Source organism: Camelimonas fluminis (assembly GCF_014656355.1).
Lineage (GTDB): Bacteria > Pseudomonadota > Alphaproteobacteria > Rhizobiales > Beijerinckiaceae > Camelimonas > Camelimonas fluminis.
In genome coordinates this window covers 104748-118044 of the sequence record NZ_BNCG01000007.1, presented here as the reverse complement: position 1 = coordinate 118044, position 13297 = coordinate 104748, and the positions used below count along the sequence as shown (strand labels likewise).

Annotated in this window: 13 protein-coding genes; 5 read left to right on the top strand and 8 right to left on the bottom strand. The window is 64.8% G+C overall.

Features of this window, described 5'->3' with window-relative positions:
* Positions 1-181: 181 nt before the first annotated feature.
* Entirely contained in the window at positions 182-1117 is a 936-nt protein-coding gene (locus IE243_RS10475; protein ID WP_191319318.1) for a pirin family protein, read from the bottom strand.
* Positions 1118-1346: 229 nt separating this feature from the next.
* Here IE243_RS10475 and IE243_RS10470 point away from each other — a divergent pair, with 229 nt between their 5' ends.
* The 4 genes from IE243_RS10470 (at position 1347) to IE243_RS10455 (ending at position 5192) form a co-directional block, all read left to right on the top strand.
* Positions 1347-1826 carry a YbaK/EbsC family protein gene (locus tag IE243_RS10470; RefSeq protein ID WP_191319317.1) on the top strand — a complete coding sequence of 160 codons (480 nt, stop codon included), beginning with the start codon at positions 1347-1349 and terminating at the stop codon, positions 1824-1826.
* Positions 1827-1925: 99 nt separating this feature from the next.
* Entirely contained in the window at positions 1926-3488 is a 1563-nt protein-coding gene (locus IE243_RS10465; protein ID WP_191319315.1) for a class I adenylate-forming enzyme family protein, read from the top strand.
* A 142-nt stretch (positions 3489-3630) separates the two neighbouring features.
* Complete coding sequence (locus IE243_RS10460; RefSeq protein WP_191319314.1) at positions 3631-4122, top strand: hypothetical protein; 492 nt, start codon at positions 3631-3633, stop codon at positions 4120-4122.
* Positions 4123-4409: 287 nt separating this feature from the next.
* Positions 4410-5192, top strand: coding sequence for an enoyl-CoA hydratase/isomerase family protein (locus tag IE243_RS10455; protein WP_191319312.1), 783 nt, complete (start codon positions 4410-4412; stop codon positions 5190-5192).
* 110 nt (positions 5193-5302) lie between these two features.
* Here the strand turns inward: IE243_RS10455 and IE243_RS10450 are convergent, their stop codons facing one another.
* The 7 genes from IE243_RS10450 to IE243_RS10420 all read right to left on the bottom strand — a co-directional run bounded on the left by IE243_RS10450 (position 5303) and on the right by IE243_RS10420 (position 12386).
* A complete protein-coding gene (locus IE243_RS10450) occupies positions 5303-6514 on the bottom strand; it encodes an ABC transporter substrate-binding protein (protein WP_191319310.1) in 1212 nt (403 codons plus the stop codon).
* A gap of 365 nt (positions 6515-6879) precedes the next feature.
* The gene (locus IE243_RS10445; RefSeq protein ID WP_191319309.1) at positions 6880-8085 is read right to left on the bottom strand and encodes an ABC transporter substrate-binding protein; all 1206 of its coding nucleotides are present in this window, start codon (positions 8083-8085) and stop codon (positions 6880-6882) included.
* 237 nt (positions 8086-8322) lie between these two features.
* Positions 8323-9099 carry an enoyl-CoA hydratase-related protein gene (locus IE243_RS10440; protein WP_191319308.1) on the bottom strand — a complete coding sequence of 259 codons (777 nt, stop codon included), beginning with the start codon at positions 9097-9099 and terminating at the stop codon, positions 8323-8325.
* A 172-nt stretch (positions 9100-9271) separates the two neighbouring features.
* Positions 9272-10129 (bottom strand): SDR family NAD(P)-dependent oxidoreductase, encoded by an 858-nt coding sequence (locus IE243_RS10435; RefSeq protein ID WP_191319307.1) that lies wholly within the window; start codon positions 10127-10129, stop codon positions 9272-9274.
* A gap of 165 nt (positions 10130-10294) precedes the next feature.
* Entirely contained in the window at positions 10295-10711 is a 417-nt protein-coding gene (locus IE243_RS10430; RefSeq protein WP_191319305.1) for a MaoC/PaaZ C-terminal domain-containing protein, read from the bottom strand.
* Positions 10711-11205: a MaoC family dehydratase N-terminal domain-containing protein gene (locus tag IE243_RS10425; RefSeq protein ID WP_244643056.1), complete on the bottom strand. Its 495-nt coding sequence runs from the start codon at positions 11203-11205 to the stop codon at positions 10711-10713. The genes IE243_RS10430 and IE243_RS10425 overlap by 1 nt, the downstream gene beginning before the upstream one ends.
* Complete coding sequence (locus IE243_RS10420) at positions 11202-12386, bottom strand: lipid-transfer protein (RefSeq protein WP_191319303.1); 1185 nt, start codon at positions 12384-12386, stop codon at positions 11202-11204. The genes IE243_RS10425 and IE243_RS10420 overlap by 4 nt, the downstream gene beginning before the upstream one ends.
* A gap of 250 nt (positions 12387-12636) precedes the next feature.
* Here IE243_RS10420 and IE243_RS10415 point away from each other — a divergent pair, with 250 nt between their 5' ends.
* Positions 12637-13287, top strand: coding sequence for a TetR/AcrR family transcriptional regulator (locus IE243_RS10415; RefSeq protein WP_210319832.1), 651 nt, complete (start codon positions 12637-12639; stop codon positions 13285-13287).
* Positions 13288-13297: the final 10 nt, after the last annotated feature.

Here is a 13297-nt window from a genome sequence, read left to right as displayed (position 1 = left end):
GCGCCGGCTGTGCGCGGCCGCACAGCCGGAGGCCGCCGGGCCCGCCGTCGCTCATGCCAGATCGCGACGATGCCGACGCAGCCGCGATCTGTAGCGCTCAGGTCCGCATGTTCCCGCAGGAGGGCGTCATGCGCGCCCGGTCCAGCCAAAACCCAATGCGCCGGGCGCATTGGTCGTGGCGTCAGTCCGGCAGCGGAATGTATTCGGCGCGGTCGGTCGGCGGCAGGTCAAACTGTCCCTGGCCCCATTTGCCGGCGCGCCATTCCGCCTTGGCGTGTTCGATGCGCTCCTGGCTGGAGGCGACAAAGTTCCACCAGACGTAGCGCGGACCGCGCAGCGTCGCCCCGCCCAGCGCCATCAGGCGCGCGCCTTGCGGGCCCGCGGCCACGGTGATGAGGTCGCCGGGACGGAACACCATCATCCGGCCCGCTTCGAAATCCTGCCCGGCGACAGTCACCGAACCCTCCATGATGTAAAGCCCCCGGTCCTCATGCTCATCCGGCAGGGGGAACAGCGCGTTGGGGGCCAGCGCCACGTCGAGATAAAATGTCTCGGAGTACAGTGTCGCCGGCGCCGTGGCGCCATAGGCCGAGCCCAGCACCAGCCGCGCCTTCACTCCGCCATCCTCGAACACTGGCAGCCTGTCCTTGCCAAAATGTTCGAACGCCGGCGCCACGTCCTCGGCCTCATCCGGCAACGCCACCCAGGTCTGTACGCCGAACAGCGCGTGCGGGTTGGCGCGGGTTTCCGCGTCAGTCCGCTCGGAATGGGTGACGCCCTTGCCGGCCACCATCCAGTTGACTTCGCCAGGCTTGATCGGCTGTTCGCTGCCCAGGCTGTCGCGGTGGTGGAACTGGCCGCGATACAGATAGGTGACCGTACCAAGACCGATGTGCGGATGCGGGCGAACGTCAATGCCGCCGCCGGTCAGGAACTCCGCCGGGCCCATCTGGTCGAAGAAAATGAATGGCCCCACCATCTGCCGGCGCGGCGCCGGCAAGGCGCGCCGCACTTCAAAGCCGCCCAGATCGCGGGCGCGGGGAATGATCAGCGTTTCGATGCTGTCGACGCCAATGGCGTCGGGACAGCCTGGCGTGAGGCCCGGATTCCAGCTCATGACGATCTCCCTGAACAGTTCCGACCGGATTGGTTCTGGCGGGAAACAGGCGCGGCGTCTCCGCAGGTCAACGTCGCCGTCACGGCGGGTGTTCCCTGTGGTTGACAGACCGTCGGAAGGCGAGGCTCATGGCGCCTTGCCGGACCGGTCCTCCTGAACCGGATCTGTCGCCGTATCCCGGGCCGGTTTTTCTGAACCGGCGCTTTTCCACGTAACCAAGGAGTCCATCATGAGTCTGGAGAGCGTCAAGGCATTTCTGGCCGAGCGGGCTCCCGATCTTGCTGTCATCGAGACCGGACAACGCACCGCCACCGTTGCGGAGGCCGCCGCCGTGCTCGGCCTGCCGCCGGCGCGCATCGCCAAGACGCTGTCCCTGCGCAAGGGCGACGAGGTGTTTCTGGTCGTCGTGCGCGGCGACGCGCGCCTCGACAACCGCAAGGCCCGCGAGGCGTTCGGCGGCAAGGTGCGCATGCTGGATCTGGCGGAGGTCGAAGACCTGACCGGCCACCCGGTTGGTGGCGTCTGTCCCTTTGGGCTGGCGCAGCCCCTCAAGGTGTATTGCGACGCCTCCATGCGGGATTTCGACGAGGTGGCTCCCGCCGCCGGCTCCATCGACAGCGCGGTGCGTCTCAGCCCGCAGCGGCTGGCGGAGCTGACGGGCGCCATCTGGGTGGATGTTTGCCAGGAGGCGCAGGAAGCCGCCGCCTGACCCTGGAACGGGTGACACGCCGCGCCGCCTTTGCTACCGAAATAACAAATACAAAACGGCGCCCGGCGCTGCAGCCGTGGCGGCCGGCAAGGAGGAAACATGAACGCGCATACCGGAACCGCGCCGGCCTACGGCGGAGTTTTGGCGCTGGCGGCGTCGGGTTTGACGGTGGGCGGCCTGTTCGCCGCCGAGGCGGGGCGGGGACCGCAGCGGCCGGCCCTGCAACACGAGGGGCGGGTGCTGAGCTACGGCGCCCTCAATGCGCGTGTGAACCGGCTTGCCGCGGCGCTCGCGGCCCATGACTGCGTGCGCGGCGATCGCGTCGCCATCTTCGCCGAAAATCGCCCGGAATATGTGGAGCTGCAACTGGCGGCGGCCAAGCTGGGGCTCATCGTCGCCTGCCAGAACTGGCGCCTGGCCCAGGAAGAGCTGGAGCATTGCCTGTCGCTGGTCGCGCCGCGCCTCACCTTCGTCTCGGAACGGCACGCCGCCATGTTGCAGGGGCTCAACTGCGACCCCGGCAAGGTTCTGGTTTTCGGCGATGCCTATGAGCGTCTGCTGGACGCCCACCTGGATCATGAGCCGCCCGCCGACGTGGCCGCGCCGGAAGACGGCCTGGTGATCCTCTACACCAGCGGCACCACGGGTCTGCCGAAAGGCGCCGTGATCAGCCAGCGGGCGATGATCGCCCGTTCGCTCATCGGCCAGATCGACAGCACCTTCATTCCCGGCGCCACGTTCATCGCCTGGGCGCCCATGTTCCATATGGTGTCCACCGATAACATGCTGGCCACGCTGATGACCGGCGGCAAGGTGGTGGTGATCGACGGTTTCCAGCCGGACGCCGTCGTCGCCGCGGCGGCCGGCGAGGACATTGGCTGGCTCCAGGTGATGCCGGGGACGGTGGAGCAAATGCTCTCCGAACTCAAAACCACGGGGTTGCGCCCGGCCCGGCTTGGCAGCGTCGGCTGCATGGCCGATCTGGTGCCGCGCCAGCAGATCGCCGAACTCACCGACCTGTTGCAGGCGCCTTACATCAACAGCTTCGGCTCCACCGAAACCGGCAGCCCGCCAGCGAGCCGCAACCTGTTGCCGCCTGGCCATGCGCCCGCCCGCCTGCCCAAACTGCAGAACTCGCTCTGTCGCATCCGTCTGGTCGACCCGGACGACCGGGACGTCGCCGATGGCGAGCCTGGCGAACTGGCGTTTCGCGGCCCGACGCTGTTCAGCGGCTACTGGCGCGTGCCGGAGGAGAAGGATTTCCATGGCGGCTGGTTCCACATGGGCGACGTCTTCGTTCGCAACCCGGATGGCGGGCTCGAATTCGTCGACCGCCGCAAGTATCTGATCAAATCCGGCGGCGAGAACATCTATCCGGCGGAGATCGAGCGGGTGTTGCTGGCTTCGCCGCGCATCGCCGAGGCGGTGGTGGTGCGCCAGGCCGATGCGCGCTGGGGCGAGGTTCCCGTGGCCTTCGTCGTCGCCAACGACCAGACCCTCACCGGCGAGGAGGTGATCGCCATGTGCCGTGGCAAGATCGCCGGCTACAAGCTGCCGAAGCGGGTGCGGTTCGTCTCCGACGCCGAGCTGCCGCGCAGCACCACTGGCAAGATCAAGCGCCACGAACTGGAGGATGTGCTGCGGGCCGAAGCCACCGGGTAAACGCGCGGCGACGGCCGGTCGCTTATAAATGATTTGGCTCCCTCGGGTGAAACGCCGATCCTCCCGCCGTGTCTGGCATGGGCGCGGGCGCCTGTCGGCAGCGTTCCGTCACGGGAGGGAGTAAATGCATGTGATGCGGCGAATGGCTTGCGTCCCTGGCGGCGCGGCCATTCTGGCGATCGTCCTGGCGACGGGTGCGGAAGCGGCGCCCCGGGAACGGACGACGGTGATCCTGCAGGCGGATGTTCCCGGGCGGGCCAATGTTAACCGTCATCGGCTGACGCTGATGGCGCGCACGGCGGATGGTCGGGACGTGACGTTGGCCCTGTCGTGCCGCGTGAACGAGCCCTCCGTGTTCGGCGTTGCGATCAAGGCTGGCGGTGAGCCGCCGCCGATTGACGGGCGCGTCGTAACCTTCCGGCTGGAAAATCCGGATGGCGAACTGAACGAGCGTCTGGCGTCCGCCGACAGCTACCTCATCCTCGGCGGCGAACGCGCCGTGCGCCTGTTTGCCAGGGCGCTACGCAGCGATGTGATTGGTCTGGACGATGGAGCCGGCCAGACAGTCCGGTTCGGGCTGTGCGCTGACCGCGCCCGGGTCGATCGCTACCGCGAGCTATGCCAGCTGGACTGATCGGCCAGGGATCAAGACCAGGGATTGGCACCTGTCAAATTCATGCCGCCAGGGTAGTCTGGCCGGGCAGGGCCTGGTGGATTGAATTTGACATTTGAGTCCCGGCTTGCATCAGGCGTGCGCTCAAATGTCAAATTCTAAAAATCCACTAAGCGATTAAAACATCTAGTGATTCTTGTGATTCCGACATTTGCCGCGAGGTCTGCGTCAATGGGATGCAATGTCGGAATCGAACCACCAGGTACGACGCAACAACATCAACAAGCGCATACGGGAGCAGAACGCCCATGACGGCACAAGACATTGCGGTGAGCCGCAACGGCAACGTCGCGACCATTGAAATTCGCCGCCCACCGCTCAATTTCTTCGATCTGACGCTGATCCGCGCCATTGCCAGCGCGCTTGAAGGCTTCGATACGGAGCCTGAGATTCGCGCCGTGGTGCTGTGCGCCGAAGGCAAGGCGTTCTGCGCTGGCGCCGATTTCTCGTCGCCGGATAACGCCACGCCCGCTGAAACCGACCTGCTGGACACCACGGACCATCTCTATCTGGAAGCGGTGCGGATTTTCCGCTGCAAGAAGCCAATCGTCGCCGCGGTGCAGGGCGCGGCCATCGGCGGCGGACTTGGCCTTGCCCTCGCCGCCGACTTTCGCGTCGCCTGCCCCGAAGCGCGGTTTGCGGCCAACTTCACCCGCCTCGGCTTCCACCCCGGCTTCGGCCTGACCGTGACGCTGCCGGAGGTCATCGGCAAGAACAACGCCGAACTGATGTTCTACACCAGCCGCCGCGTGAGCGGGGAGGAGGCTCACCGCATGGGTCTCGCCAACGTGCTGACCACGAAGGAAAAGTTGCGCGAAGCCGCCCATGCCCTCGCCGCCGAGATTGCGGAATGTTCGCCGCTGGGTCTGCTGTCGACGCGGGCGACCCTGCGCGGCGATCTGGCTGACCGGGTTCACGCCGCCACCAGGCACGAACTCGCCGAGCAGCAGCGTCTGCGCCAGACCGCCGATTTTGCCGAGGGCGTCCGCTCGACGGCGGAACGGCGGCCGGCGAACTTCATCAGCAAATAAGCTCCGCAAACAAACCTTGCCGGTGAACCCGGCGGGCGAACGCAGATCCACGTGCGAGAGGCCGGCTGAACCCCATGCAGCCGGCCTTTTTGTCCAAGGGTTTCCGGATTTCAGTTCAGGTCCACCCACATCTTCCCGTCGAACTTCTTCAGTTTCAGCGTCTGGAAGGCGTCGAAATTATCGGGCGTCGTGCTGACGACCAGGCCGTTCTCAAGCAGCGGCGCGTGATCGCCCTTCAGGTTGCTGACCACTTTCATGATGTTCTCCCGGGTCAAATTATCACCGGCGCGCTCCAGAACTTTCAGCATCATGCTGCCGACCATGTAGCCGACCACGCCGGTTCCGTCGTAAGGATTCTCCTGGGGGTTCCATTTGCGCATGAACGCCAGATAGGCGACCACTTCCGGATCGTTGGCCAGTTTGGGATCATCCGGCGCCTTGGTGATGCTGGCGGTGATGACGCCAGTCGAGGCCTCGACGCCGGCCGGGATCAGCACGTGGTTCACCGAACTTGAGGTGTTGGTGACATATTGCTGCGGCCGCCAGCCTATCTCGTGGGCCTTGCGAATGGCCTGGGCGCCGAATTTCGGCGTTGTCGCGATAATGAACACGTCGGCGCCGGCGTTCTTCAGATTCACCACCTGGGAATCGACCACCGGATCAGAGGTTTCATAGCTCTGGGCGCTGACAAGGGCGCCTGGCTTGCCATGGGCCTGCAGCGCGGCGCGCAGGCCGTTGAGATTGTCCTTGCCGTAGTCATCGTTGGCGTAAAGCAGGCCGATTTTTGCGTCCGGCTTGTGCTTCAGGATGTGGTCGACATAGACCTTCTGCTCAAGAGGATAGGACGGCCAGAACGGCATGGTCCAGGGAAAGTGCTTGGGATCATTGAATTTTGATGCGCCAGTGGGGAGGAGGATCTGGGGAACCTTCTTGGTGTTCAGGTATTTCTGCGTCGCGGTGTTGGTCGGCGTGCCGTTGACGCCGAAAATCAGCAGGACGTTATCATCTTCCACCAGCTTGCGCGTCTGCTCCAGCGTCTTCGGCGGGCTATAGCCGTCATCAAGTGAAATGAAGGTGATCTTGCGGCCATGTACGCCTCCGGCGGCGTTGACCATGTCGAAAAAGCCCTTGTAGGTGCGGCCGATGCCGCCGAACGCCGAGGCTGGCCCACTGTACGCCACCGTATGGCCGATGCGGATTTCCGTGTCAGAAGCGCCTGTGCTGTAAGCCGGCTTTTCGGCTGCCTGCGCAGCGAAGCAGCCTCCCGCCATTCCCGCGACCGCAGCGATCGCTACGACTTCCCTTGCGAACAACCACGCCATGAGCCCCTCCCGCGCCTGCGTCCGGACGCCATCTCGCCGGACTTTGCGCCTACTATGAACCTTGGCGCGGGCTGCGGAAAGTCTTGTGAGCAGGAGCGAATACAGCGGCGCGTGCGGATCGTAGGCTGGACGACCCGCACGCTTTCTGGAGCCGGAGGCCAGAGATCCCGGGTCGGCGACCGTGGCCGCGCCGGGATGTAAGGCTCTGGCGCATCAATATTCCGGGGCGTCGCAAGGGCTGGCCCACGATGAATGATGTCAAACACGGACTGTCGTCATGCCTGGTCGCGAAGATGCTGACGCGTCCACGACCTGGCAAAGCTCATGCAAGCCTGATGCATGTCCTTGAGGGACATGCTCCGCCGTCAGTCCATGTTCACCCATTTCTTGCCGTCGAACCTCTGCAATTGCAGCGACTGGTAGGCCGAGAAATTGTCCGGGGTGGTGCGCAGCACGATCTTCTTCTGCTGCATCGGCATGCGCTCATTGTTGATGCTGCCGACCAGTTTCATGATGTTCTCGCGGGTCAGGTTATCGCCGGCGCGCTCGAGAATGGACTTCATCATGTTGCTGATGATGTAGGATGACAGCGCGTAGAAGTCGTTCGGATTTTCCTGTGGGTTCCATTTCTTCATGAACGCGACGTAATCCTTGACCTCTGGATCGTTGGCGAGGTCCGGATCATCGGGCGCTTTGGCGTAATTCGCCGTAATGACCCCCGTGGACGCCTCGACGCCCGCCGGAACCAGCACGTGGCTGACCGAGGCGGAGGCGTTGGCGACGAATTGCAGGGGCTTCCAGCCGATTTCATGCGCCTTGCGCATCGCCTGGGCCGCGAACTTCGGCGTGGTGGCGCTGATGAACACGTCGGCGCCCGAGTTCTTCAGGTTGAGCATTTGGGAATCGACGACGGCGTCGGAGGTTTCGTAGGCTTGGGCGCTGACGAGCGCCTTCGCCTTGCCATGCGCCTCCAGCGCCGTGCGGACGCCATGCAGATGGTCCTTGCCATAGTCATCGTTGGCGTGGAGCACGCCAATCTTCGCGTCTGGCTTATGTTTCAGGATATAGTCGATGTAAGTTTTCTGCTCGATGGCGTAGGACGGCCAGAACGGCATGGTCCATGGATTGCCCTTTGGGTCGTTGAACTTTCCGGCGCCGGTGGCGATCAGCACCTGGGGCACCTGTTTGCTGTTCAGATACTTTTGCGTCGCGGTGTTGGTGGGCGTGCCGGAAACGCCGTAGATCAGCAGTACATTGTCGCTTTCCACCAGCTTGCGCGTCTGCTCCAGCGCTTTTGGCGGGCTGTAGGCGTCGTCGAGGCTGATGTAGGTGATCTTGCGGCCATTGACGCCGCCGTTGGCGTTGATCATTTCCCAGAATGCTTTGGACGTGCGCCCCCCGACGCCGAACGCAGAGACTGGCCCACTGTATGCCGTGGTGCTTCCCAGACGGATCTCCTTGTCAGAAGCGCCCGGGCTGTAGCTCGGCTTGTCAGCGGCCACGGCGGAAAATGCAGTAAATGTCGTCCCCGCGACGGCGAAAGCCATAGCGCCGTTCAGTAACCGTTTCATTGACACCCCTCCCTTTATTCCGGCAACCGGAATGCTTTCCGGCATGACTTTGCAAGGTCCACGCCGTTTACGAGGGTGAAACGTGGTTGGAGGAGGCGTCGCCAGGCCAGGCCCGCATGCAGCCTCCACGCCCTGTTATTGTTATCCCGTCGCTTCACCATCTGTTTGCATGAAGCCGGCGCGCGGGAAGCAAAACCCGGTCCCGGGACGCAATGGCGCCGGCTTTATTTGCGGATATTACCGGCCCTTGAAGGCCGGCGCACGCTTTTCCACGAAAGCGCGCGCGCCTTCTTTCAGATCCTCGGACATGAAAGCCAGGGTCTGCATGTCGGCTTCATGATCCAGTGCGGCTGGCAGCGGCGCGTCCCAGGCCGCCTCAAGCTGGGCCTTGATCAGGCCGATGCTGATGGCGGGCCCGTGGGCGAAATGGCGGGCGAGGCGCCAGGCTTCATCAGCCAGCGCGTCATCATCGACGCAACGCCAGATCAGTCCCCATTCGGCGGCGGTTTCAGCCGGCAGCGGCTCCGCCGTCAGGGCCAGCGCCCGGGCGCGGGCCACGCCGATGGAGCGTTGCAGGAACAGCGAGGTTCCCGCGTCAAGCGCGGCGCCAAGACGGGCGAAACTGAGGATGAATCTGGCGGATCTGCCGGCCAGCACCACGTCGCCAGCCAGCGCCAGGCCGACGCCGGCCCCGGCGGCGGGGCCATTGACCGCCACAACGACCGGCAACCGGCCGCCGCGCAGGCGCTCGATAATGGGATGAAGATGCTGGCGCATGCGCCCGCCAATGGCCGCGCCGGTGTCGAACACCTCGCCGCCAAACTGGGCGCCGGAACAGAAGCCCTTGCCGGAACCCGTCAGCAGGATGGCCCGGACGCCGGCGTCGGCGAAAGCCTCGGCCGTGGCCTGATCCAGGTCCCGCATCACCTCAAAGGAGAGCGCGTTGTACTGTTCCGGGTTGTTGAGCGTGATGACGGCGACGCCGTCGCGGCGCTCCAGCAATGCTGCAGGCATGCGTTTTCCTCCCATATGAATGCTCCGGCCTTTTTGACCGATCGCAGGACGCCCCGGCCGGATGACCAGAACGCGGCTCCCGCCGCCGGGCCGCGCATGCGCGACCGGGATCAGGGAGCAGCCAGCCGGACCCTGACCCGGCTGGCTGGAAGAGGTTCAGCCCACAGCGCTGTTACATCAGGATGCCGCCGCCGCAGACCAGCACCTGGCCGCTGACGTAGTCCGACTCCGGCGAGCAGAACATGTAGACAGCGTTGGCGGCCTCCTCAGGCTTGCCGGCGCGGCCGAGGGGGATCATTTTCGCCATGGTGTCGAGCAGGGCTGGCTGCACGCCGACCTTGATCTTCTTGCCCTCGATGTCGACGGTCTTCTGGTCGGTCTCGATGGCCTGGGTCAGGCGCGTCTCGATCAGGCCGAAGGCCACGCAATTGACGTTGACCTTGTAGCGGCCCCACTCCTTGCACATCGTGCGGGTCAGGCCGACCAGCGACGCCTTGGCGGAGGAGTAGCTGGCCTGGCCAGCGTTGCCGAACAGGCCGGCGATCGAGGAAATGTTCACGACCTTGCGGAACACCTCGCGGCCCTCCTGGGCCTCTTTCTTGGCCATGATGCGGATCGGCTCGGAGGCGGCGCGCAGGATGCGGAACGGCGCGACCAGATGCACGTCCATCATCGCCTGGAACATCTCGTCAGTCATGTTGCTGATCGTGGCGTCCCAAGTGTAGCCGGCGTTATTGACGATGATGTCGATGCCGCCAAACTGGTCCATGGCGGCCTGCACGAACCGCTCGGCAAAGCCGGCTTCCGTGACGCTGCCATTGACGGCGATGGCCTGGCCGCCAGCGGCGACGATCTCGGCCGCGACGGCGTCGCCCGTCGGGGGATCCAGATCGTTGACCACGACTTTCGCGCCTTCCGCGGCGAGCTTGTGGGCGATGGCGCGGCCGATGCCCCGGCCGGAGCCGGTGACAAGCGCGACCTTGCCGGCCACACGGCCCTCGGCGTAGATCTTCAGCGCGGGTTCACTCATACCTGTCTCCCTGAAGCAGAATCCGGACATGGGCGCCGGATGTCCGCCAGATCATTCTGAATTGACGTGTTTCCCGGAAAAGCGTTGCGGCGTTTTCGAAAGCGCCCCCGGGGGGCGTTGATGGTGGACCCCACCTGCGGCGTCGCAGGTGGGGGCGCGCGGGCGTCAGGCCAGCGCCACCACGGCTTCGCCTTTCAGCTTCACGTCATTGTTCTGGTCGCGCGCCGTCAGTTCGATGCGGGCGCGACGCTCGCCGCCAACGTCCTCGATGGCCGTAACCTTGCCTTCGCAGGTGATTTTGGCGCCGACCTGGGTGATCGAGGCGAAACGCACGCCGTATTCGCGGATGGATGCGGTGGGGAACACGGCGTTCACCGCCATGCCAAGACGCGCCATGACGAACATGCCGTGGGTAAACACGTCGGGGAAGCCGGAGGCCTTCGCGAAGTCGCTGTCGACGTGGATCGGGTTGTGGTCGCCCGAGGCTCCGCAATACAGCGCCAGCTCATGCCGGGTGATCGGGCCGTAGGAGCGGCTGACTGGCGTATCGCCGACTTTAAGGGCCGCGTTGGTCGTGCTCATCAGGCGGCTCCCTTTTCGTCCTGCGGATTACGGATCACGAGGGTGTTGGTGATGTCGGCGATGTGCTCGCCCTGACCGTTCTCCACCCGGATGTCCTGGGCGACCATGGTCAGGGCTCCGCCCTTCTTGTCGACGATGGAACCGATGCGGGCCTGGAAGACCAGCTCGTCGCCGATGCACGCGGCCTTGTGATAGACGAACTTCTGCTCGCCATGGAGGATGCGGCCGATGTCGACGCCGAGCAGGTCAAGGATCCTGTTGGGGCCCGGATTGTCGAGCGACTGCAGGCAGAACATGTAGGTCGGCGGGATCGGGATATCCCGAAAGCCGGCGGCGCGGGCGGCGGTGGGATCCAGATAAACCGGATCCTTTTCGCCGATGGTGTTGAGGAAGAACTTCAGCCGGCGCGGCTCCACGAAGGCGCGTTGCTGGGGCAGCTCCATGCCGACGAGGGTTTGCGGATCGACGGCGAACTTCGGCGCTGCCATGGTCATGCCTTCTCGTAGAGGGTGACGACGCAGGCGCCGCCGAGGCCAAGGTTGTGCTGCAGCGCCAGGCGGGCGCCGTCAACCTGGGTGGAAGCCGCGGTTCCGCGCAGCTGGCGGGTCAGCTCGTAGCACTGGGCGAGGCCGGTGGCGCCGAGCGGGTGGCCCTTGGAAAGCAGGCCGCCGGACGGGTTGGTGACCACGCGGCCGCCATAGGTGTTGTCGCCGTCGTTGATGAACTTCTCGGCGCCGCCCTCGGGGCAGAGGCCGAGCGCTTCATAGGTGATCAGCTCGTTGTGGGCGAAGCAGTCGTGCAGCTCGACCACATCGATGTCTTGCGGCGAGACGCCAGCCTTGGCGTAGACTTGGTCGGCGGCGGCCTTGCCCATGTCGTAGCCGACGAGCTGCATCATGTCGCGCGCTTCGAAGGTTGAGGCCGTGTCGGTGGTCATGGCCTGGGCGGCGATGCGCACGTCGGTGCGCAGGCCGTTGCGGCGGGCGAATTCTTCGGAAACCAGGATGGCGGCGGCGCCGCCGCAGGTGGGCGGGCAGGCCATCAGGCGGGTCATCACGCCCGGCCAGATCGGCGTGTCGTTCAGCACGTCGTCCGCCGTCACTTCCTTGCGGAAGATGGCGAGCGGGTTGCGCGTGGCATGGCGGCTGGCCTTGGCGCGGATCTTGGCGAAGGATGACAGCGGCGTGCCGTGCTTCTTCATGTGGCTGAGGCCGGCGCCGCCGAACAGGCGCAGGGCCGAGGGAATGCCGCGCGCATCGACCAGATCGTCGGCGAGGTCGTCAAACAGCTCCATCGGGCCGGGGCGATCAGTGAACACCGTGCCGAGAGCGCCTGGCTTCATCTGCTCGAAGCCGAGGGCGATCACGCAGTCGGCGATGCCCGCCTCGATGGCCTGACGGGCGAGGAACAGCGCCGACGAGCCAGTGGAGCAGTTGTTGTTGACGTTCACCACCGGGATGCCGGACATGCCGACCTGGTAGAGCGCCCGCTGGCCGCAGGTGGAATCGCCGTAGACGTAGCCGACATAAGCCTGCTGCACCTGTGAGAAGTCCACGCCGGCGTCGGCCAGCGCCAGACGCGCCGCTTCAGCGCCCATGACATGATACGGCTCGCTGGCTCCCGGCTTCGAAAACGGGATCATTCCAACGCCAGCGACATGAACCGGACGGGTCATGATTTCCTCCTTGGCCAGCGGCCTCCGTCGAGGACAATCCCGCTGGACTTTTGATTACCCATGGGTAATATCCATACCAGTGATTAGACGTCTGTCAATGCGCCTTCCTTCTGGCGACGGCGCATCCGGCGGCGTGGTCCGGGCGCGTTTTGTCCTCCATGCGTTCGCCGCATGAAGGCAGGTTGCCCAGGCGTCAGGGTCGCGCAGCGTCAGAAACCGGATGCGCCGAAGTTTTGGGAGGAACGTTTTCTTGACCCGCTCCGCCGCCAACGAAAACGCCTCCCCTTGGTTGCCGGCTGAAGACCGGGAGAAGGCGCGCGACCAGAAGATGGAGGCGGTTCAGGACATGGCGCTCACCCTGTTCATCGAGCAGGGCTATCATCATGTGACCATGAACGAGGTGGCCGAGCGCCTGAACGTCACCAAGCCGGCGCTCTACAATTACTTCAGAAGCAAGGAAGACATTCTGTATTCCTGCTGGATGTCCGGGCACGAGCGGCTGCAGCAGCGCATCAGCGCCGAGCTGGGCGCTGGCGGGTCTGGCCTCTCACGTCTGCGCCGGCTGGTCCGCGTCTACGCCGAAACCATGACTACAACCTACGGCAAGAGCCTGGTGCTGCTCGACGAAAGGGACATGGACGATATGAACCGGCGGACGATCCTGGCGCGCAAGCGGGATCTGGACGGCGTGTTCCGGGCGCTGATCGCCGAGGGCGTCGCCGACGGCTCCATCCGGCCGACGGACCCGCGCATGACGGCGTTCGCCATTGCCGGCGCCCTGAACTGGATCGGGCACTGGCATCGCGCCGACGGTCCGATGACGCCGGAAGAAATTGGCGAAGACTTTGCTCTCCGGCTGACCGCAGGGCTGGAAGGGAAGGCGCCAATCGTATCAGAATAGCAGCATCGGC